Source organism: Streptomyces sp. NBC_01618 (assembly GCF_045209435.1).
Taxonomy (GTDB): Bacteria; Actinomycetota; Actinomycetes; order Streptomycetales; family Streptomycetaceae; genus Streptomyces.
Genome location: NZ_CP109297.1, coordinates 2,166,360 through 2,187,521 on the forward strand (window position 1 = coordinate 2,166,360; position 21,162 = coordinate 2,187,521).

Sequence of the window (21,162 nt, forward strand, 5' to 3'; positions counted from 1 at the left end):
CTCCTGTCCGGAGTGATGCGTGGTCCCGTCCAGTGTCCCTCATGCCCCTTTCCGCTCTGCGCAGGGTGCGCCCGGAACAGCCCTCGGCGCCGGAGGGCCCCTCAGACGTCGGTGGTACGCAGACCGGCGTGCGCCTTGTAGCGGCGGTTGACGGAGATCAGGTTGGCGACCAGGGACTCGACCTGGTGGGCATTGCGCAGCCGCCCGGCGAAGATGCCGCGCATGCCGGGAATCCGGCCCGCCAGTGCCTGTACGAGGTCGGTGTCGGCGCGGGCCTCGCCGAGCACCAGCACATCGGTGTCGATCTCCTCGATGGCCTCGTCCTGCAACAGCACCGCGGAGAGGTGGTGGAAGGCCGCGGTGACCCGGGACTCCGGCAGCAGGGCGGCAGCCTGCTCGGCGGCGCTGCCCTCCTCGGGCTTCAGGGCATAGGCGCCCTTCTTGTCGAAGCCGAGCGGGTTGACGCAGTCGATGACGAGCTTGCCCGTGAGTTCGTCGCGCAGCGACTCCAGGGTCTTGGCGTGGCCGTCCCACGGCACGGCGACGATCACGACGTCGCTGCGCCGCGCGCACTCCGCGTTGTCGGCGCCCTCGATGCCGTGGCCCAGCTCGTCGGCGGCGGTCTGTGCTCGGTCGGCGGCACGGGAGCCGATGATCACCTTCTGCCCGGCGCGGGCGAACCGGTAGGCGAGCCCGCGGCCCTGCGGCCCGGTGCCGCCGAGTACGCCGACGGTCAGCCCGGATACGTCGGGGAGGTCCCAGGGGTCCTTGGCGGGGGGCTTGGCTGCGCTGCCACTGTCATTCGTAGTCATGGCTGCGACATTAGTGCCCGCCACGGACGGGGAGCAGGTCCACTCCCACTGAGAGGTCCGTCGCTCCGTGACGGTCCCGTTCGGCTGGTTCGGAGCCGTTCTCCGATGCCGGGCGGTGCTCCTGCGGCATGATGCCGGGCCATGGATGCCGTACGCGTCGCCCTGCTGCGTGAAGTGCTCGCCGGGACCGAGTGGCCCGCCGCGGCCCGGCGGTTCGCCGGGGCGCTCAGGTCGGCCGTCGTCCCGCACGGCGGCGGGCTGCTGCTGGTGGGGACGGCGGCGTACGAGCCGTGGCATCTGGCGGCCCATCTGGTCGACGAGTCCACCTGGTCCGGGCTGCCCGAGCTGACGCCCACCCTGGTGCGCCACCGGGTGGAGCCGGGCGATCCGGCGCATCTGGCCGTCGGTCTGGGCCGGATCGAGGCGGCCGGGCGGGGCGAGACGCTGCTGCTGGTGGCCCCCGAGCAGCCCGGCGCCGGGCTGCTGGAGCGGGTCCACGACGCCCGCCGGGCCGGGGCGACGGTCCTCTCGCTGGACGGCGGCGATCCGGAGGTGCGGGGGCTCGCCCACGAGACGCTCGCGGTGACCGGCACCGACGACGTCGACCTGGACACCGTGCAGCATCTGGTGAGCGCGGCGGCCGGCGAGAACAGCGCCCCGGCGCCGCGCGGGAACCGCCGCTTCCGGGACCGCCTGTCCCGGCTCGCCGACCAGCTGACGGCCCCGCCACCCGCCCGCTGGTGAGCGTCCCGGGTGGCCACGACGGGAGCCGTCGCGCTCCCCGGCCACCGGCTTCTCCGGGGCTCCCCGCCGCCAGGAAAATCTGTTGCAAAGAGCATCTACGGCGCCGGACCATGACCCCTCGTGACCTCAGCTCCCTCCCCGGCGGCGGGCCGGCTCTCCGCCCTGCTGCCCGACCTCTCCCCCCTGCGTTCGTCGGCCGACTTCCGGCTGCTCTGGATCCAGGGTCTGGTGACCTACTTCGGCAGCTTCATGGCACTGATCGCGCTGCCGCTCCAGATCAAGGAGCTGACGGGTTCACCGCTGGCCGTCGGTGCGATGGGCGCGGTCGAGCTGGTGCCGCTGGTGGTCTTCGGTCTGTACGGCGGGGCCCTCGCGGACTGTGCGGACCGCCGCAAGGTGATCCTGGGCACCGAGGCGGGGCTGGGGGTGCTGGCCCTCGTCCTCCTGGTGAACGCCGCACTGCCCGACCCGATGCTCTGGCCGCTCTATCTGGTGGCGGGCGGGGTCTCCGCGCTCGCCGGGCTCCAGCGGCCCGCGCTGGACTCCCTGATGGCCCGGATCGTGCCGCACGACCAGCTGACCGCCGCTGCCGCGCTGAACTCGCTGCGCTGGCAGTTCGGCGCGATCACCGGCCCGGCGGTGGCGGGGCTCGTGGTGGCCTACGCCGGGCACGCCACGGCGTACACGGTCACGGTGGTCACGTTCACCGTGTCCGTGCTGCTGTGCCTGCGGCTGACACCCGCGCCGCCCGCCCGGAACAGCCCGAAGCCGTCGCTGCGCGGCATAGCCGAGGGGGCGAGGTATGCCTGGAGCCGGCCGGTGCTGCTGGGAACGTACGCGGTCGACCTGGCGGCGATGTTCTTCGCCTTCCCGAACACGATCTTCCCGTTCCTCGCGGACGAGCTGGATGCCCGGTGGTCGCTGGGGCTGATGTATGCGGCAGGGTCCGTCGGCTCGCTGGTCCTGGGCCTGACCAGCGGCTGGACGTCACGGGTGCGGCGGCACGGGCTGTTCGTGGTGTTCGGGGCGGCGGCCTGGGGGCTGGCGATCGCGGCTGCCGGGTGGTTCGGCGATGTGTGGCTGGTTCTGGTCTGCCTGGCGGTGGCGGGCGCGGGCGACATGCTCAGCGGTCTCGGCCGCTCCACGATCTGGAACCAGACCATCCCGGAGGAGTTGCGGGGCCGGCTCGCGGGCATCGAGGTGCTCTCGTACAGCGTCGGCCCGCAACTGGGTCAGGTGCGGGCCGGCGCGATGGCGGGCTGGACGGGGACCCGCTCCGCGATCTGGAGCGGCGGTGTGGCGTGCGTCGCCTCGGTCGCGCTGCTCACCGCGGCGCTGCCGAAGCTGCTGACGTACGACTCCGAGACGGACGAGGACGCGGTACGCAGGCGCGCACAGCGCACCGCGGAGAAGGCTGCGGAATCCAGCCCCTCAGGCGCCTGAGGAGCGGATGTCCGGGGGCCCTGCCCCCGGACATCCGCTCCGCTCACGCCTCCGGGTCGGGCGGTGTGTCCCGGTCGTGCCACTTGGGGTCCGTCTCCCATTCGAGATTCCGCTCCTGCGCGGTCTCCATCGCGTGCCGCGCCTCCTCCGGGGAGGCATACGGTCCGAAGCGGTCCTTGGCCGGGCACTCGGGGCCCTCCTCGACCTTCTGGTGCTGCAGGCAGTAGTACCACTCGCCCGGTTTGCCGACCGTGCGCTTCTTGAACAGGGCCATTTCCGGCTCCTTCCCTCGGGGCCATGCTGCCCCACGCACGCTGGTTAGACTCGCTGACATGTCTGGCCAGTCGCTGCTCGTACCCGGGGAGATCACTCCCGTCCGTTCCGTGCCCGGAAACATCCGGCGCCCCGAATACGTGGGCAAGCCGGCCCCCACCCCGTACACCGGTCCGGAGATCCAGGACGCCGACACCGTCGAGCGCATGCGCATCGCGGGGCGAATCGCCGCGCAGGCGATGGCGGAGGCCGCCAAGCACATCGCCCCCGGCGTCACGACGGACGAACTCGACCGGGTCGCCCATGAGTTCATGTGCGACCACGGCGCCTACCCGTCGACGCTCGGCTACCGCGGATTCCCCAAATCGCTCTGCTCCTCGCTCAACGAGGTGATCTGCCACGGCATCCCCGACTCCACCGTGCTGCGCGACGGCGACATCGTGAACCTCGACGTCACCGCGTACATCAACGGAGTGCACGGTGACAACAACGCCACGTATCTCTGCGGCGACGTGGACGAGGAGTCCCGGCTGCTCGTGGAGCGCACCGAGGAGGCGCTGAACCGGGCCATCAAGGCGGTCCGGCCCGGGCGGCAGGTCAATGTGATCGGTCGGGTCATCGAGTCGTACGCGAAGCGCTTCGGGTACGGGGTGGTGCGGGACTTCACCGGGCACGGGATCAGTTCCTCGTTCCACTCCGGACTGATCATTCCGCACTACGACAGCCCGCACGCGACCACCGTGATGCAGCCGGGCATGACGTTCACCATCGAGCCGATGCTGACGCTGGGCACCCATGAGTACGACATGTGGGACGACGGCTGGACCGTGGTGACGAAGGACCGCAGGCGCACCGCCCAGTTCGAGCACACGCTGGTGGTGACGGAGACGGGCGCCGAGATCCTGACGCTCCCGTAACCACCCGACACACGGATCCTTCGGTTCCCTTCAAAAGCGGCCATCTCCGGGTGGCCGCTTTCGCGTGCTCCCGCGCGGCCGCGGAATCAGGCGTATCGTTTTTACCGACAGACCGTCGGGAAGTTATTGACTTAGGTAAGCCTAAGCAGGAAGATCGGAGTTGTCGACAGCAGCCGCCTTACGCGGTAGCTGCCGCTTTTTTTCCGTCTTTTCCCGGATGTTTCCCGTCCCCTCGGTCCCCGGAGGCCCGCCTTGGACGCAACCGCCGCCGCCACCCCCTTCTCGACGCTCATCCGCACCGCGTCGCACGAACAGCACACCGAGGCGGAGACCTCGACCTTCATGAGCGATCTGCTGGGCGGACGCCTGGGTGTCGACGCGTACACGCGCTACACCGAGCAGCTGTGGTTCGTGTACCGGGCACTGGAAGAGGGGGCGCAGGCGCTGCGGAGCGACCCGGTCGCCGGTCCGTTCATACAGTCCGAACTGCTGCGCACCGCCGAGCTGGAGCGTGATCTCGCCCATCTGCGGGGTGCGGACTGGCAGGAGGGTCTGGAGCCGCTGCCCGCCACGGCCGCGTACGCCGCCCGGGTCGCCGAGTGCGCCCGTACCTGGCCCGCCGGTTACGTCGCGCACCACTACACGCGCTATCTCGGCGACCTCTCGGGCGGCCAGATCATCCGCGACAAGGCGGAGAAGACCTGGGGCTTCGCGCGCAAGGGTGACGGGGTCCGGTTCTACGTCTTCGACGGGATCTCCAACCCCGCCTCGTTCAAGCGGGGTTACCGCGAGCTGCTGGACGCGGTGAACGCGGACGACCTGGAGAAGCAGCGCATCGTCGACGAGTGCAAGCGCGCGTTCGCGCTGAACACGGCGGTGTTCCGGGAGTTGGGCGACGTGTTCCCGCTCAGCGCGTAGCGCCTCGGAGTGCGCGACAGGGCGGGTTGACCAGGTCCTCCGGTCGGCCCGGTCCGCCGCGCCGCTTTGTCCTCAATCGCCGGACGGGCTTGATTCTTCCGCCGGGCGAGGTTGATTTCAGGCCGGGGCGCCCCTCGTCGCACCGACACGAGGGACTTGACTTCTGCTTGACCTTTCCGTGATGCCTTCATGAGGCAGTCGTGATCAGCCCGTTCCCGTACCGCCCGGATGAGAGGTGAATCACTGCACGAGTGGGCACCGGTCAGGTAAGCCTCGGTTAAGTTAGGTCTGCCTCACCTACCTTTGTCCGGCCGTCTTTGTCCAGTTCTCCTGCTTCTTCTTCATCTTCTGTGGAGCCCGTATGCGAGCCGTTCGTTTCTCCGTCGTCACCGCTGCCGCCACGGTGGCAGCCCTGACCGCCGTCACCGGCTGTGCGCAGAAGAGCGACGGCAAGGGCGAAGGGGCCCTGCAGATCGTCGCGAAGGACGACTCCTGCGAGGTCTCGAAGAAGAAGCTGCCCGCCGGTCACGTCGAAATGGCCGTGCAGAACAAGGGCTCGAAGGTCACCGAGGTCTACGTCCTGTTCCCGGACGACCGCATCGTCGCCGAGCGCGAGAACATCGGGCCCGGCACCAAGGCCACCATCACGGCCGAGATCAAGGCCGGTTCGTACGAGATCGCCTGCAAGCCCGGCATGAAGGGCCACGGCATCCGGCAGAAGATCGAGGTCACCGGCGCCGTCGCGGCCAAGCGCAGTCCCGAGATGGACAAGGCCGTCGCCGAGTACCGCACCTACGTCCAGGCTCAGGCCGACGAAACGCTGCCGAAGGCCAAGAAGTTCACGGACGCGGTCGCGGCCGGGGACATCGAGGCCGCGAAGAAGATCTACGCGGACTCCCGGCTCGGCTGGGAGCGCACGGAGCCGGTCGCCGAGTCGTTCGGTGACATCGACCCGAAGGTCGACCTCCGCGAGGACGGCCTGGAGGCAGGCCAGAAGTGGACCGGCTGGCACCGTCTCGAAAAGGCGCTGTGGCACGACAAGAAGCTCGGCGCCGAGGAGAAGGCCCTCGCGCCGGTCCTCTACAAGGACCTGCTCGACTGGCAGAAGCGGGTCGGCACGGCCGACATCACCCCGACGTCGATGGCCAACGGTGCCAAGGAACTCCTCGACGAGGTCGCGACCGGCAAGGTCACCGGCGAGGAGGAGCGCTACAGCCACACCGACCTGATCGACTTCAAGGGCAACGTCGAGGGCGCGGAGAAGTCCTACGAGCTGCTGAAGCCGGTCGCGTCGAAGAACGACCCGGCGCTGACGGCGTCCCTGGACAAGCAGTTCGCGGCGCTGAACACGCTGCTGGACAAGTACCGCAAGGACAAGAGCTCCTACGAGTTCACCTCGTACGAGAAGGTCGGCAAGGCCGACCGCAAGGAGCTGTCGGACGCGGTCAACGCGCTGGCCGAGCCGCTGTCCCGGCTCGCCGCCGCGGTGACGAAGTAACAGGCGGGGAGGAACCGGTCATGTCCGATCAGAAGCAGGACACCTCCGAACCCGCGGCGGCCTCCGGCGGCCCCGCCCCGTCCCGCCGGGCGCTGCTCGGCTGGGGCGGCGCCGGGCTGGCGCTGGGCGCCGTCGCGGCCGGAGGCGCGGTCGCCGCGGTGCGTCCGGGGAGCGACCCGGTGCCGGCCGCGGACAGCGGGGCGGCCGTGCCGTTCCACGGTGCGCACCAGGCCGGTATCGCCACCGCCGTACAGGACAGACTGCACTTCGCCGCGTTCGACGTGACGACGAAGGACCGCGCCGAACTGGTCGCGCTGCTCAAGGAGTGGACCCGGGCGGCCGAGCGGATGACGGCCGGTCACGCGGTCGGCGAGGGCGCGTACGGCGGTCTCCCCGAGGCTCCGCCGGACGACACGGGCGAGGCGCTGGGGCTCAAACCGTCCCGGCTCACGCTCACCATCGGCTTCGGCCCCTCGCTCTTCGCCAAGGGCCGCTTCGGCCTGGAGGACAAGCGTCCCGAGGCGCTCGTCGATCTGCCGAAGTTCCCCGGCGACAACCTCGACGCGGCCCGCAGCGGCGGCGACCTCTGCGTCCAGGCGTGCGCGGACGACCCGCAGGTCGCGGTGCACGCCATCCGTAACCTGGCCAGGATCGGCATGGGCCGCACCGCGATCCGCTGGTCCCAGCTGGGCTTCGGCAAGACGTCCTCGACGACGCCCGACGCCCAGACCCCGCGCAACATGTTCGGCTTCAAGGACGGCACCCGGAACATCTCCGGCACCGACACCGCCGCCCTGGACAAGCACGTGTGGGTGGGCGAGAAGGACGACGGCTGGATGACCGGGGGTTCGTACCTGGTGGCCCGGCGCATCCGGATGCACATCGAGACCTGGGACCGCGCCCCGCTCCAGGAGCAGGAGGACATCTTCGGCCGCGACAAGGGCGAGGGAGCTGCGGTCGGCAAGTCCAAGGAGCACGACGAGCCGTTCCTGAAGGCGATGCTGCCGACCGCCCATGTGCGGCTCGCCCACCCGGACAGCAACGACGGTGCGACGATCCTGCGCCGCGGCTACTCCTTCACCGACGGTACGGACGGTCTCGGCCGGCTCGACGCCGGGCTGTTCTTCCTCGCCTACCAGCGCGACGCCCGCAAGGGGTTCATTCCTCTGCAGCGGCGCCTCGCGGCGCACGACGCGCTCAACGAGTACATCCAGCACGTGGGTTCGGCGCACTTCGCCGTCCCGCCGGGCGTCCGCGACAAGGACGACTGGTGGGGCCGGGCGCTGTTCTCGTAACGGGCCGAAGCAGAAAAGGAGAACCGAAACGTGTTCAGCAACTTCCTGATCGGCCTGCGCGAGGGCCTTGAGGCCAGCCTGGTCGTCTGTATCCTCATCGCCTATCTGGTGAAGACGGGCAACAAGAACAAACTGGTGCCGATCTGGATCGGTGTCGGTATCGCGATCGTCGTCAGCCTGGCGTTCGGCGCCGGCCTCGAATTCGGTTCGCAGGAGATGACGTTCAAGGCCCAGGAGGCGCTCGGCGGTTCGCTGTCGATCGTCTCGGTCGGCCTGGTCACCTGGATGGTGTTCTGGATGCGGCGCACCGCGCGGCATCTGAAGACGGAGCTGCACGGGAAGCTCGACGCGGCACTCGCGATGGGGACCGGCGCGCTGGTCGCCACGGCCCTCCTCGCGGTGGGCCGGGAGGGCCTGGAGACCTCACTGTTCGTATGGCGTGCGGTGCACGCGGCGGACGACGGCTGGCACCCGATGATCGGCGCGTTCCTCGGGATCGCGACCGCCATCGTCCTGGGCTGGCTGTTCTACCGGGGTGCGCTGAAGATCAACCTGTCGAAGTTCTTCACCTGGACCGGCGGGATGCTGGTGATCGTCGCCGCGGGTGTGCTCGCGTACGGCGTCCACGACCTGCAGGAGGCCGAGTTCCTGGGCGGCATCCACAACCAGGCGTTCGACATCAGCGCCACGATTCCGCCGGACAGCTGGTACGGCACGCTGCTGAAGGGCACGTTCAACTTCCAGCCCGACCCGACCGTTCTCCAGATCACGGTGTGGGCGCTGTACCTGATCCCCACTCTCGCGCTGTTCCTCGCCCCGGTAGGGTTCGGACGGTCAGAGGGGAAGACGACGGATCAGAAGGCGCGGAAAGCAGCGGATGAGAAGTCTGAGGCCGATTCGGCCGGCGACGGTGCTCGCGACGGCGACGGTGCTGGCCATGACGGCGAGCGGGTGCGTGACGGTGCACGGCGAGCTGGAAGTGGTGCCGGCGGCAACCAGGTCTGAGGCCGCACAGGCCCTGAAGGACTTCACCACCGCGTACAACGCGGCGGACAAGGCCTACGACCCGGCTCTGGACGCGGACCGGGTCACCGGCCCGCTCGGCGCGATCAACCAGGCCGGGCTGAAGGCACGGCAGAAGAACAATCCGGACGGCAACGCGAATCACCTGCCGCTGGAGCTGACCGACGCCCAGTACGTCATCCCGAAGAAGGCCGGCTGGCCGCGCTGGTTCCTCGCGGACACCGACTCCAACCGCGACGAGGACGGCGGGAAGCTGGACACCCGCTGGCTGCTCGTCTTCGTCAAGTCCGGGCCCGGCGCGGGGTGGCAGACCGCCTATCTGTCGGTCGTCGCGCCGTCCAGGCTGCCCGCCCTCGCGAAGGACGGCGACGGCAGCGCCGAACCAATCGCCGCGGACAGCGCGGAACTGGCCGTGGCACCGCAGGACTTGAGCACTCAGTACACGGACTACCTGGAGAAGGGCGCCCCGGACGTCTTCGCTCCCAGCAGCGCCACATCGGGCTGGCGGGAGGCGCGGCGTACGACCCGGCGGGTGGGGTTCTCGTACCAGTACATCGACCGGCCGCTGGACAGCGGTACGTTCGCGCCGCTCGGCCTGGCGACGGAGGACGGCGGGGCGCTGGTCTTCTTCAGCAGCAAGCACTTCGAACGGCAGACGGCGGCGGCGGGGCTGCGTCCGCCGCTCAACCCGGATGTGGAGGCGCTGATGACCGGTGAGATGAAGTCCACCCTCACCAAGGAGCGGATCTCCAGCCAGCTGGTGTACGTCCCGAAGAAGGGCGCGAAGAACGACAAGGTGGTCATGCTGAACCGGCTGCCGGGCCTGACGGCGGCCAAGGGCTCGTGACCGGGGCGGCCGGCCTCACCGAGCTGCCCCGTCACACGTCACACGTCTCCCGTCACCGGCTCAACGGCCACGCCACCGAGTCGTGGTCGAGATCGCTCTGGTCCGCCGCGTCCGCATACTGCGCGCACGCGTCGGTGAGCGTCTCCAGCAGTGTCAGCGGATCGGGCAGCGGGTTCTCCGGCCCCCGCAGCCACCGCACGTCCAGCTCACCGGGAAGCCTGGCCGGCGGCAGGAGTACGTAGCTGCCGCGGCAGTGCCACCGCAGCCCTGGATGCTCGTCCATGGTCTCGGGGTGGCAGTCCAGCTCGCACGGCCACCACTCGTCCTCGTCCTCGGGCGTACCGCGGGTGGCGGTGAAGAAGAGCATCCGGTCGTCGCCGGACCGGGCGACGGGACCGACGTCGATGCCCGCGGCGAGGAGCCGCTCCAGTGCCTGGTCGCCCGCGGACAGCGGCACGTCGAGAACGTCGTGGATCATGCCGGTCGCGGTGATGAAGTTGGCCTGCGGCTGGCTGCGGGCCCAGCGCTCGATCTGGGCGCGGTCGGTGGTGGACTGCGTCTGCCAGGCGAAGGAGATGGGGTGCCGGGCGGGGGTGGGACAGCCGATGCGTTCGCACGAACATCGGTAGCCGACCGGATGGGCGGCGGGCGCGATCGGCATTCCGGCTTCGGCGACAGCCAGGAGCAGCGCCTCCCGGGCGGTGTCGTCGACCTCGCTCTGCTGCGGTTTGGGTCGGCGGCGAAGCCATTGGGAAAATTTGCTCTCTGAGCCGCGATAACGGCCGAAATCGGCGCCCATCTATCCCCTTACCTCTACGTTGCCCCTGCCCATCGTCCCACCATCCTGCGCCTCGGGTGGCCGGAGTCCCGAAGCGGGGTGGGCGAGACAGCGCCATGAGCTCGCCACTATGCCTCGTCCTGTCATGAAATGACGGGTGCGTCTCATCACCCTTCGGAACCACCCGATCGGATCACTGCGCAACCGGTCCCGGAGAGCGGACCATGGGCTCACGCACACACCCGTGCGAAGTCCCCGGCAGGCCACCCCTGCCCGTCATTCGTGAGGAGCCTTAATTGCCTCGTGAAGCCAGACCCCGCCGTTACCTGATGTGTGCTCCTGCCCACTTCAGGGTGACGTACTCCATCAATCCCTGGATGGACCCCAGCAAGCCCGTGGATCTCCCCCTGGCCCAGACCCAGTGGGAGGACCTGCGGGACCGCTACCGCGGCCTCGGGCACACCGTGGAGCTGCTCACGCCCCGGCCCGAGCTGCCCGACATGGTCTTCGCCGCCAACGGCGCCACCGTCGTCGACGGCCGGGTGCTGGGTGCCCGGTTCGCGTACCGGGAGCGGCACGCGGAGGCCGGGGCCCATCTCGAGTGGTTCCGGGCCAACGGCTTCACCGAGATCCATGAACCGGACCACGTCAACGAGGGAGAGGGCGACTTCGCGGTCACCGCGTCGTACCTCCTGGCCGGGCGGGGCTTCCGGTCCAGCCCGCTCTCCCACGCCGAGGCGCAGGAGTTCTTCGGGCGCCCGGTGATCGGGCTCGATCTGGTCGACCCGCGCTACTACCACCTGGACACGGCCCTGGCCGTGCTCGACGAGGCGGGCGACGAGATCATGTACTACCCGGGGGCGTTCTCGCCGGGGAGCCGGTCGGTGCTGGCGCGGCTCTTCCCCGACGCGCTGATCGCCGGGGAGGCGGACGCCGCGGCGCTCGGTCTGAACGCGGTGAGCGACGGGCTCCATGTGCTGCTGCCGCAGGCCGCCACGGGGCTGTTCGATCCGTTGCGGGCGCGCGGCTTCGAGCCGGTGCCGATGGATCTGGGTGAGCTGCTGAAGGGCGGCGGCAGTGTGAAGTGCTGCACACAGGAGTTGCGGGGGTGAGCGAGCGGGCCGCCCTCAGGTGTTCTCGCGGGGCGGCCACTCGTCGCCCCATGCGATGTCCCGGGCGGCCCGGTACAGCTCGCCGTGCCGCTTGGTGACCGTGGAGCGCCGCAGGGCCTCGTCACGGGTGCACAGATCGAGCAGCACCTGACCCTTGCGGATCTGCGGCTTGCGGATGACGCGCGCCCGGACGGGCTCCGGGTCGAAGCGGGTCGCCACGACGTAGCTGAACTTCTCGTCCTCGTACGGCAACGAGCCGCCCTTCACCTGCCGGTGCAGCGAGGAGCGGCTGACCCGGGCCGAGAAGTGGCACCAGTCCGTGCCCGGCTCGATGGGGCAGGCGTCGCTGTGCGGGCAGGGCGCGGCGACCGTCAGCCCGGCGGCGATCAGCCGGTCGCGGGCCTCGATGATCCGGGCGTAGCCGTCGGGGGTGCCCGGTTCGACGACCACGACGGCCTGCGCGGCGGCCGCCGCGGTGTCGACGAGTGCGGCACGGACGTCCGCCGTCAGTTCCTTGAGGACATAGGAGACGGTGATCAGGTCCGTGGGGGCCAGTTCGAGGCCCGCGCCGATCCGGGCCCGGCGCCACTCGGCGGCGCGCAGGGCGGGGATGCCGGAGATCCCGGCCAGTTCGCGGCCCAGGGCGAGGGCGGGCTCGGCCCAGTCCAGGACGGTGGTCCGCGGCCCCTCCCAGGCCCCGGCCACGGCCCAGCTCGCCGCTCCGGTGCCGCCGCCGATGTCGGTGTGCGTGGCGGGCACCCAGTCCGGGGCGGCGTCCTGGAGCGCGGCGAGGGCGGACCGTACCGCTTCGAAGGTCGCGGGCATCCGGTACGCGGCGTAGGCGGCGACGTCGGAACGGTCGCGGAGCACCGGGGCGTCCGTGGGGGTGGTCCCCCGGTAGTTGGCGATGAGCCGGTCGACGGCCTGGGCGGCCTGCTTGGGCGGCAGCCCGTCGAGCAGTGCGGCCAGCGCCGTGCGCAGGGCTTCCGCGGTGGGGAGGGTGGCGTTCACCGGAAAATTGTAGGCGGCTGCCGGCCCGCTCCGGCCCGGCACCGGCGGCGAACTGCATGGCAGGTGAACTGCCCCGGCCCTTGCGCCAGTTGCTACGCTGACCGCCGCGAGGTCGGGATCGCCCATCGAGGGAAGCCATGAGACAGAAGATCGTGCGCCTGGTTCTGGTCGGCGGAGTGCTCGTGCTGGCCATGCTTCTTCTGCTGGCGACCTGCGCGGGCGGTGAGAAGAGCTCCGGCGAGCCGAAGAAGCAGGCGGAGAAGGCCCCGGTCCCGGTGACCCGGCTCACCGTCCCCTCCGTGTTCGAAACGAAGCGCGGCTGGGAGCTCATCGGCACCTCGCCCGACTACGCGCTGTCCCGGACGACGGGCTCTCTCGCCTACCTCGTGCGGGTCTCGGACACCAGGTACCAGCTGCGGACCATCGACTCGGAGACCGGGGAGACCGGCTGGCACGGCGAGAGCTGGCGGCCCCCGTCCGCGCGGCACTTCCCGAGGCTCCTCCTGGTCACCGTGGACGATCACGAATACTACGTGACGTGGTCGTACGGGAAGGTCGGCGAGAACGCGCTGACCCCCGCCGACACGATCGTCTCGCTGGACTTCTACGACGTGCAGGCCGGCTCCCGGCGGCGCGTCGAGGTGCCGTGGAACTCCGTGCCCACGGTCTCCGCCACCGGCCCCGGCGTCCTCATCAGTGACGGCCGGACGAACAGCGCCGTCGTCGACCCGGTGACCGGCCAGGTGTCGCAGGTCGCCGCCTCCGCGCTCAAGTACCCGAAGGGCTGCACGACCTGCAAGCAGCTCACCGAGGTCCGCGGGCTGACGCAGAAGGGCCTGCTGGTCAGCGGGTCCAAGGAGTTCTGGGTGCAGGGCGGCTGGTTCAGCCGCGATGTCGCACCCAAGGGCACCGACCGGCTCAGCGGGATCCCGACGTCGGTGCTCCCGGGGCTGATCCTGGCGAAGTGGCAGCTCGCCAAGGGCGCGAAGCGCGCCGCCACCCATGACCTGTGGACGGTGCACGATCTGGAGACGGGCAAGCCGCTCGCCTCGGTGGAGTGCAGCAAGCCCGCGATAAAGCCCGGTCAGTACCCGCAGCTCGTCGCCGCGCCCTCGGGCGACTTCCTGGTGGCCGGGCCGCTCGCCTTCGACCTGCTGACGAAGCGGGGCTTCTGCTTCGAGGGGGCGGACGGCACGAAGCCCCTGACGCTGGCGTCGGTGAACGACGAGGGCATCGCGTACGGCGCGGCGAACGCGCGCAACGCGGCGGACGTGCTGGCCGGCGGCGGCACCCCCGTCGCGGTCGCGGTCAGGAGCGGTACGACGGGCGCCCTGCCGTCGAACCAGCGGATTCCGGGCGTGGTGACGTCGGACGGTGTCGGCCTGTTCCGCTGGACGGACGAGAAGGACCGCCCGCATCTGATCGGCTACCCGAGCGCGCACTAGGCTGTTGCGAGAGGGGCGCGTACGCGGCTTCGCTCACGTCCGCTGCCAGGGCCTGCACAGCCCCAGGAAGCATGCCATCGCGCCCACCGCGCACACCAGTTGGACGACGGCCATCGGCACGGCCGTCCCCTCGCCCGCGATCCCGACGAGCGGCGAGGCGACGGCGCCGATGAGGAACGACGACGTGCCGAGCAGCGCGGACGCGGACCCGGCGGCGTGCTTCGTACGCATCAGGGCCTGCGCGTTCGTGTTCGGCATCGCGAGCCCCATCGCGGACATCAGCACGAAGAGCCCGGCCGCGACCGGGACCAGGCCCACGTCCCCGAAGACCCCGGTCGTCATCAGCAACAGCGCGGCCGCGGCCAGCACGATGACCGAGAGGCCGAAGGCGAGCGCCTTGTCCAGGCTGATCCGGCCGACCAGCACCTTGCCGTTGATCTGGCCCACGATGATCAGGCCTACCGAGTTGACGCCGAAGAGCAGGCTGAAGGTCTGCGGCGAGGCCCCGTAGATTTCCTGGACGACGAACGGCGAGGCGCTCACGTACGCGAAGAGGGCGGCGAAGGCGAGGCTGCCCGCGATCATGTAGCCGGCGAAGACCCGGTCGGCGAGCAGCCCGCGCATGGTGCGCAGCGCGTCGCCGATGCCGCCGGTGTGCCGGTCCTGCGGCGGCAGCGTCTCGTGCAGCCACTTCCAGACGACGAGAGTGAGCACGACGCCGACGACGGTGAGGACGGCGAAGATTCCCCGCCAGTCGGTGAACCGCAGCACCTGTCCACCGATCAGCGGCGCGACGATCGGTGCGACGCCGGAGATCAGCATCAGTGTGGAGAAGAACCTGGCCATCTCCACGCCGTCGTACATGTCGCGCACCACGGCGCGGGCGATGACGATCCCCGCCGCACCGGCGAGGCCCTGCAGGAGGCGGAAGCCGATGAGGAGTTCCGTGGTGGGGGCGAAGACGCAGATCGCGGTGGCGACGACGTAGACGATCATGCCGAGGAGCAGCGGCCTGCGCCTCCCCCACCGGTCGCTCATCGGTCCGACGACGACCTGGCCGAGCGCCATGCCGGTGAGGCAGGCGGTGAGGGTGAGCTGGACGGTCGCGGCGGGGGCGTGCAGGGACTCGGTGACCGCGGGGAGTGCCGGGAGGTACATGTCCATGGAGAGCGGCGGCAGTGCGGTGAGGCCGCCGAGAACCAGGGTGACGAGGAGTCCGGTGCGCCGGGCCGCTTCGTTGGCGGCGGGCTCTTTGGAAGGTGTGCCGGTGGCGGAGGGGTCCTCGGTACCGGACTCGGTACCGGTCCCGCTCTCCATCCCGGTGGTCGGTATGTGTGTACGTTCCTGCTGGGCCCGGCTTGCGCCGCTCTCCGGCATTCTCATCTCCATGTCGTTGAATCCGCATCTATGCTCTCAGCTCTGCCGGACCGGTCGAGACCTTTTGGGGAGCACACATGACAGGCATGAGCGGGGCAGTGCGTTGGGGAGTGCTGGCGACCGGCGGTATCGCCGCGACGTTCACCGAGGATCTGCGGGCGATGCCGGACGCGGAGGTGGTGGCCGTCGCCTCCCGTACGGACGCCTCGGCGCAGGCGTTCGCGCAGCGGTTCGGGATACCCCGGGCGTACGGCAGCTGGGCGGAGCTCGCCGCCGACGACGAGGTCGACGTGGTGTACGTGGCGACGCCGCACTCGGCGCACCGGGAGGCGACCGCGCTCTGTCTGGAGGCCGGGAAACACGTGCTGTGCGAGAAGGCGTTCACGCTCAACGCGCGGGAGGCGCAGGAGCTGGTGAAGCTCGCCCGGGACCGCGGCCTCTTCCTGATGGAGGCCATGTGGACGTACTGCAACCCGGTCATCCGGCGCATGACGGAGCTGGTGCGGGACGGCGCCATCGGCGATATCCGTACCGTGCAGGCCGACTTCGGGTTCGCGGGCGACTTCGGCCCCGGGCACCGGCTGCGCGACCCGGCGCTGGGCGGCGGCGCGCTGCTGGACCTCGGGGTCTATCCGGTGTCGTTCGCGCAGTTGCTGCTGGGCGAGCCGGACCGGGTGCAGGCCGACGCGCTGCTCTCCCCGGAGGGCGTCGACCTGAACACGGCCATGCTGCTGAGCTGGTCGGGGGCCGGCGCCTCGGCGCTGCTGAACTGTTCGCTCGTCGGGGACACCCCGGTGACCGCGGCGGTCACCGGGACGAAGGGGCGGATCGACTTCCCGCACGGCTTCTTCTACCCGGAGCGGTTCGTGCTGCACCGGCCTGGGCGCGACCCGGAGGAGTTCACCGCGGGGGCGGCGGCCGCGGGGCTGCGCGGGTTGCAGTTCGAGCAGGCCGAGGTGGCACGGGCACTGCGGGCGGGCGAGACGGAGTCGCCGCTGGTGCCGCTGGACGGTTCCCTCGCCGTGATGCGAACGCTCGACGCGGTACGTGACCGCATCGGTGTCCGCTACCCGGCCGACGACCTCGGCTGACCGGCAACCGTCCGGGGGCGGGCCCTACGCGGGGGCGGGCCCTACGCGAGCGTGAGGCCCTGGTTCCCCACCTCGGTGACGAACGATCCGGGCGTCCAGCTCGGCGGCGCTCGCGGTGCCCGCGGCCGGCAGGTCGACCGAGAAGGCGAGCGCGGCGGCGGCGCCGGTGACGGTCAGGAAGCGGCGGCGTCCGAGGGTCTGTCCGGCGGATCAGGGCCGGACAGACCCCGGGCTCCTGGCGGCGTCGCGCAGCTCCTGCCGGTGCGATGAGTGCGTCATCTGTCCCTCCCCTGGCTGGTGGTGTACGCGGACGGTGCAGCGGGCCGGTACATCGAGCGGCTGTCGTGTTCGCGTCGCTCGGACGTCGCGCGGATGAGGAGTACGGCGGGAATGGATGCGCACGGCAAAGCGCGCATGCGCGACGGAGACCGTGATCACCAGGACCGCCCCTCCGCGCCGTGAACCCGCCGCAGCGTACGCCGCCTTGACCCGGTGCGGCCCCACGCGACCCGCGTGGTGGGAGGGCGTACGCTGCGGCCCCATGAGCAACAAGGTGTTGAATTCCGACGCGAAGACGGCGGTCGTGACGGGCGCGGGCTCCGGAATCGGCCGAGCGGTGGCGCTCGCTCTGACCGGCGCGGGCTGGTCGGTGGCGCTCGCGGGCCGACGCCCGGAACCCCTCGCCGAGACCGCCGCGCTGGCCGGGGAGAGCGCCCGGGTGATCACGGTCCCGGCCGACGTCTCACGTCCCGAGGACGTGGACGCGCTCTTCTCCTCGGTACGGGAGTGCTTCGGCCGCCTGGACCTGCTCTTCAACAACGCGGGTACGTTCGGCCCGCGTTCCGTCCCCGTCGAGGACCTCTCGGTGGAGGACTGGCGCGCGGTGGTGGACGTGAACGTGACGGGCGCGTTCCTGTGCGCGCAGGCCGCGTACCGGCTGATGAAGGAACAGGACCCGCAGGGCGGCCGGATCATCAACAACGGTTCGATCTCCGCGCACGCGCCGCGCCCGCACTCCGTCGCCTACACCACGACCAAGCACGCCATGACGGGCCTGACGAAGTCGCTGTCGCTGGACGGCCGTCCGTACCGGATCGCCTGCGGGCAGATCGACATCGGCAACGCGGCCACGGACATGACCGAGCAGATGCGGACGGGCATCCTTCAGGCCGACGGCCGGCTGGCGGTGGAGCCGGTGATGGCGGCCGCGGACGTGGCCCGGACGGTGCTCCACATGGCGGAGCTGCCGCTGGAGGCGAACATGCAGTTCGCAACGGTCCTGGCGACGGCGATGCCGTACGTGGGGCGCGGCTGACGGGTACGTCCCGAACCGGCCGCCCGGCGTGGGCGGTTGCCGCCCGGTCGACCACGGCCCGGCCGAAGTGCGCACCTCCGTGCGGGGTCGGCGCGTGCCGCCCTTGTGCTCACAGCTCTTCGCCAGTACCCCACGCGAGGATCACAGCATGCGCCACTGAGCCGGGGCACCGTCGGGGCCGGTGATGCGGCCCCGCCGGGAAGTCGCGGGCCGGGGAATGTCCCGGCCCGCGGCACGGTTGACGTGCGGCATGAGCCAGCATTCAGGTACCGGGATCCTGCGTTACACCGCCTTCTCCGCCGACCCGGGGGGCGGCAATCCGGCCGGTGTCGTCCTGGACGCGTCCGGTCTCGACGACGCGGCGATGCTCGCCGTCGCGGCGGAGCTGGGGTACAGCGAATCGGCGTTCCTGACCGGACGGACCGAGCCGGTCGAGGAGCGGCCGGGTGATGGGCGGCCGGGCGGCGAAGGGCCGTCGGCCGTCCGCGGGTACACGATCCGCTACTTCAGCCCGAAGGCCGAAGTCCCGTTCTGCGGCCATGCCACCGTGGCGACGGCCCTCGCGCTCGCCGAGCGCGACGGCCCCGGCGATCTGCTGTTCAGCACCCCCGCGGGTACGGTCCCGGTCACCGTCACCCGGGAGGGCGGCGAGCTCCGCGCCACGCTCACCAGCGTCGAGCCGGACGTGACGGACGTCGCCCCGGACGACCTGGCGGAGGCGCTGGCCGCCCTGGACTGGCCGGCCGGCGATCTCGACCCGGCCCTGCCGCCCCGGATCGCGTACGCGGGCGCCCGCCACCTCGTGCTGGCCGCCGCGACGCGGGAGCGGCTCGCCGACCTCGCCTACGACTTCGCGCGCCTCGAAGCCCTGATGCACCGGCTGGACCTGACCACCCTGCAACTGGTGTGGCGGGCATCGCCGGCCGTCTTCCACGTCCGCGACCCGTTCCCGGTCGGCGGCGTGGTGGAGGACCCCGCCACCGGCGCGGCGGCGGCCGCCTTCGGCGCCTATCTGCGCGCGCTGGGCCTCGTCCCGGACACCGCCGTCCTCACCCTCCACCAGGGCGAGGACCTGGGCCGCCCCGGCACACTCACGGTCGGGCTCCGGGCGGGCGATGCCCGGGTCCGGGTGAGCGGTACGGGTACCCGGATCGAGAACTGACCCGACGGCGCCGGGGGCCGCCGACGCCGTCAGGGACTCAGGCCGAGGTGCCTGCGGTACCACGGGGCGTGCCGGGCGAAGGCGGTCGTGAAGTCGTCGCCCGGCTCCCAGTCGAAGTCCTGGTCGGCCCGTTCGTCGGTGAACCAGTGGTCCACGGCGAGCATGCCGAGGTGGTGCAGCGCGTACGGCACACCCGCGAGCCGCTCGCGGGCCGCGCCCATGTCGATGCCGGTGTCCCCCCAGGGCAGCCGCAGCTCGTCGACGACGGTGGACAGCAGCTGCGAAGAGCGCACCGGTTCGGGGTGGTTGACGTGATAGACCCCGGCCGGTTCCTTCGGGGACAGTGCCGCGCTCAGCAGCGCCCGCCCCAGCGCCTCTACGTCGATCATCGAGTGCCGCGCCCGGCACCCGGCCGGCACGGCCGAGAGCTGCCGGAGCAGACCGACCAGCCCGGGCACGGCCCAGCGGTCTCCGGCCCCGTACACGAGGTGCGGGCGCACCACGGCGCCACCGGCCGCGAGGACGTGCTGCTCGGCGGCGGCGCGGGTCAGGCTGGTGGCCGAGGCCGGGGCGGGCTCGGCCTGTCCGGGCCGCAGCCCGGTGAACGGGCCCCGGCCGTAGACGGATGCCGTGGACAGGTACACGATGCGGGTGACCCCGCAGCGGTCCGCCTCTTCGACCAGGGCCCGAGTTCCTTCAGCATTCACGGACCGCGCGGTCGGTTCGTCGCCGCCGATCCAGGAGGCGCAGTGGATCACCGCGTCGACGCCCTCGCAGCTGCCGCGCAGCGTCGCCGGGTCGGCGAGGTCCCCGTACACCGTCTCGGCACCGGGTGGCGCGGCGGATGCGGGGAGGGCGGTCCGGTGGGTCATCAGGCGCAGCCGGAGGCCGGGGACGGTCCGGGCCGCGGCCACCACGTGGCTGCCGATGAAGCCGGTCGTGCCGGTGATGAGTACGCGCGCTGTCATGACCGTCCGGCCTGCCGCTCGTTCGCCGTGTCCTGCCGCGTACTCGGGGATTCGAGGGTGCAGGCGAAGACCGGCCGGTCGTCCTGTGTCGCCGAGACGTGCACCCCTCTCGTCGCGGGGTCGCCGGTGGGGACGGACCGGGCCTCGATCCAGCAGGGGCGGTCGAGTTCCACGTACTGGAGGAAGTCGGTCTTCACCGAGGTGGGGAGGAAGCCATGGCCGGGGGTGACGGCGACGGCCGCCTGCCGGGCCGCCTCCAGCAGCGCAATGCCCGGCACATGGTCGTTGGGCCGGGCGAACAACGTCGGATGCCGGGTGTCGAGCCGCAGCCGCCAGACGTCGCGCCGCGGGCCCGGCGCCAGTACGACATCACGTTCATCGATCCTGCCCACCGCGGCCGGTGCGACGGCGGGCAGGAGGGGTATCGGGGCGCCGATCAGGTCCTGCCGCCCGTCCCGCACCCTGCGGTACGCCTTGGCCGAGGTGCAGCTGATCCGGCCGCCGCCGCTGGCGAGGACGGTGCCGAAGCGGTGCAGGAGCAGCTCGACATGCATGGAGTTGATGCTCCGGGCGCCCCGCCGGATCCGGGAGCAGGACACATCCACCGTGATGTCCCAGGGCTCCTCGCCCAGGAGCAGCTGATCGGGCTCGGAGACGTATGCCAACTCCCACATCACGAACTGATCCCCCATCGGGACGCCGAACGCCGCGTGGCCCAGGAGCATCGTCGTCTGACGCATGGTCTCCGCGATCAGCAGCGGGTCCTGGTGAAGGCCGGACACGGGCGCGAAGAAACGGTGCGCCTTCGGCCAACGGGCCGCTACCGAGAACTGGGTCTCGGTCTGCCGGGTCCAGCCGGTGGGGAAGATGTCCTCGGGATCGGTCCGGTGGACCAGCTGCCCCAGGTCCGCATCCGGCTGTCTTCCCTCCGGCGTCGTACTGCCGGCTCCGGAATATTCGGTGAAATCGGCGGCGCCGACGCCTTCGACGGCGGCCGAAGCACTGTGCGAGGTGAGCTGAACCATGAAAGTTCCTCCCAGAGGATCCATACCGGGAGGGCAGGCCGCCCCCGCAGTAAGATACTGACAGTCCGGTTTTCCTATCCAGCCATATCCCAGTGGCGCTGACCACGT

The 21,162-nt window shown here is 70.9% G+C and carries 20 protein-coding genes; 13 read left to right on the plus strand and 7 right to left on the minus strand.

From position 1 onward, the window contains the following. Positions 1–101 precede the first annotated feature (101 nt). Positions 102–812 (minus strand): NADPH-dependent F420 reductase, encoded by a 711-nt coding sequence (npdG, locus tag OH735_RS10190; RefSeq protein WP_406381061.1) that lies wholly within the window; start codon positions 810–812, stop codon positions 102–104. Between the two features lie 141 nt (positions 813–953). Between npdG and OH735_RS10195 the strand changes: the two genes are divergently transcribed. Both OH735_RS10195 and OH735_RS10200 read left to right on the plus strand, forming a co-directional pair. Then, positions 954–1,556 carry a hypothetical protein gene (locus OH735_RS10195; RefSeq protein ID WP_406381062.1) on the plus strand — a complete coding sequence of 201 codons (603 nt, stop codon included), beginning with the start codon at positions 954–956 and terminating at the stop codon, positions 1,554–1,556. A gap of 120 nt (positions 1,557–1,676) precedes the next feature. Continuing rightward, on the plus strand, positions 1,677–2,999 hold the full coding sequence (locus OH735_RS10200; RefSeq protein WP_406381063.1) for an MFS transporter: 1,323 nt from the start codon (positions 1,677–1,679) through the stop codon (positions 2,997–2,999). Between the two features lie 43 nt (positions 3,000–3,042). Here OH735_RS10200 and OH735_RS10205 read toward each other — a convergent pair whose 3' ends face one another. After that, positions 3,043–3,273, minus strand: a complete 231-nt coding sequence (locus tag OH735_RS10205) for a hypothetical protein (RefSeq protein ID WP_266745821.1) — start codon at positions 3,271–3,273, stop codon at positions 3,043–3,045. 58 nt (positions 3,274–3,331) lie between these two features. Between OH735_RS10205 and map the strand changes: the two genes are divergently transcribed. The 6 genes from map (at position 3,332) to OH735_RS10235 (ending at position 9,770) form a co-directional block, all read left to right on the plus strand. Further along, positions 3,332–4,189: a type I methionyl aminopeptidase gene (gene map, locus OH735_RS10210; protein WP_406381064.1), complete on the plus strand. Its 858-nt coding sequence runs from the start codon at positions 3,332–3,334 to the stop codon at positions 4,187–4,189. Positions 4,190–4,441: 252 nt separating this feature from the next. After that, positions 4,442–5,107 (plus strand): heme oxygenase (biliverdin-producing), encoded by a 666-nt coding sequence (locus tag OH735_RS10215; RefSeq protein ID WP_406381065.1) that lies wholly within the window; start codon positions 4,442–4,444, stop codon positions 5,105–5,107. Between the two features lie 361 nt (positions 5,108–5,468). Beyond that, positions 5,469–6,605, plus strand: a complete 1,137-nt coding sequence (efeO, locus tag OH735_RS10220; RefSeq protein WP_406381066.1) for an iron uptake system protein EfeO — start codon at positions 5,469–5,471, stop codon at positions 6,603–6,605. Between the two features lie 20 nt (positions 6,606–6,625). Continuing rightward, positions 6,626–7,900, plus strand: coding sequence for an iron uptake transporter deferrochelatase/peroxidase subunit (gene efeB, locus OH735_RS10225; protein ID WP_406381067.1), 1,275 nt, complete (start codon positions 6,626–6,628; stop codon positions 7,898–7,900). Between the two features lie 30 nt (positions 7,901–7,930). Continuing rightward, positions 7,931–8,905 (plus strand): iron uptake transporter permease EfeU, encoded by a 975-nt coding sequence (gene efeU / locus OH735_RS10230; protein ID WP_406381068.1) that lies wholly within the window; start codon positions 7,931–7,933, stop codon positions 8,903–8,905. Then, positions 8,838–9,770, plus strand: a complete 933-nt coding sequence (locus OH735_RS10235; RefSeq protein ID WP_406381069.1) for a hypothetical protein — start codon at positions 8,838–8,840, stop codon at positions 9,768–9,770. The genes efeU and OH735_RS10235 overlap by 68 nt, the downstream gene beginning before the upstream one ends. Positions 9,771–9,822: 52 nt before the next feature. Here the strand turns inward: OH735_RS10235 and OH735_RS10240 are convergent, their stop codons facing one another. After that, positions 9,823–10,569 carry a bifunctional DNA primase/polymerase gene (locus OH735_RS10240; RefSeq protein WP_406381070.1) on the minus strand — a complete coding sequence of 249 codons (747 nt, stop codon included), beginning with the start codon at positions 10,567–10,569 and terminating at the stop codon, positions 9,823–9,825. A 275-nt stretch (positions 10,570–10,844) separates the two neighbouring features. On the opposite strand from OH735_RS10240, the gene ddaH reads away from it, so the two are divergent. Continuing rightward, entirely contained in the window at positions 10,845–11,660 is an 816-nt protein-coding gene (gene ddaH, locus OH735_RS10245) for a dimethylargininase (protein ID WP_406381071.1), read from the plus strand. A gap of 15 nt (positions 11,661–11,675) precedes the next feature. Here the strand turns inward: ddaH and OH735_RS10250 are convergent, their stop codons facing one another. Then, positions 11,676–12,671, minus strand: coding sequence for a small ribosomal subunit Rsm22 family protein (locus OH735_RS10250; RefSeq protein ID WP_406381072.1), 996 nt, complete (start codon positions 12,669–12,671; stop codon positions 11,676–11,678). A gap of 137 nt (positions 12,672–12,808) precedes the next feature. Here OH735_RS10250 and OH735_RS10255 point away from each other — a divergent pair, with 137 nt between their 5' ends. Beyond that, entirely contained in the window at positions 12,809–14,116 is a 1,308-nt protein-coding gene (locus OH735_RS10255; RefSeq protein ID WP_406381073.1) for a hypothetical protein, read from the plus strand. 33 nt (positions 14,117–14,149) lie between these two features. Here the strand turns inward: OH735_RS10255 and OH735_RS10260 are convergent, their stop codons facing one another. Next, positions 14,150–15,493, minus strand: coding sequence for a multidrug effflux MFS transporter (locus OH735_RS10260; protein ID WP_406386498.1), 1,344 nt, complete (start codon positions 15,491–15,493; stop codon positions 14,150–14,152). A gap of 86 nt (positions 15,494–15,579) precedes the next feature. Between OH735_RS10260 and OH735_RS10265 the strand changes: the two genes are divergently transcribed. From OH735_RS10265 to OH735_RS10275, 3 genes are all read left to right on the plus strand, one after another. Then, the gene (locus tag OH735_RS10265; protein ID WP_406381074.1) at positions 15,580–16,584 is read left to right on the plus strand and encodes a Gfo/Idh/MocA family protein; all 1,005 of its coding nucleotides are present in this window, start codon (positions 15,580–15,582) and stop codon (positions 16,582–16,584) included. A 541-nt stretch (positions 16,585–17,125) separates the two neighbouring features. Continuing rightward, the gene (locus tag OH735_RS10270; RefSeq protein WP_406381075.1) at positions 17,126–17,899 is read left to right on the plus strand and encodes an SDR family oxidoreductase; all 774 of its coding nucleotides are present in this window, start codon (positions 17,126–17,128) and stop codon (positions 17,897–17,899) included. A 250-nt stretch (positions 17,900–18,149) separates the two neighbouring features. Further along, on the plus strand, positions 18,150–19,061 hold the full coding sequence (locus OH735_RS10275; RefSeq protein ID WP_406381076.1) for a PhzF family phenazine biosynthesis protein: 912 nt from the start codon (positions 18,150–18,152) through the stop codon (positions 19,059–19,061). Between the two features lie 29 nt (positions 19,062–19,090). Here OH735_RS10275 and OH735_RS10280 read toward each other — a convergent pair whose 3' ends face one another. Both OH735_RS10280 and OH735_RS10285 read right to left on the minus strand, forming a co-directional pair. Beyond that, on the minus strand, positions 19,091–20,029 hold the full coding sequence (locus tag OH735_RS10280; RefSeq protein ID WP_406381077.1) for an NAD-dependent epimerase/dehydratase family protein: 939 nt from the start codon (positions 20,027–20,029) through the stop codon (positions 19,091–19,093). Further along, on the minus strand, positions 20,026–21,054 hold the full coding sequence (locus OH735_RS10285; RefSeq protein WP_406381078.1) for a ScbA/BarX family gamma-butyrolactone biosynthesis protein: 1,029 nt from the start codon (positions 21,052–21,054) through the stop codon (positions 20,026–20,028). Before OH735_RS10285 ends, OH735_RS10280 begins: the two co-directional genes overlap by 4 nt. Positions 21,055–21,162: the final 108 nt, after the last annotated feature.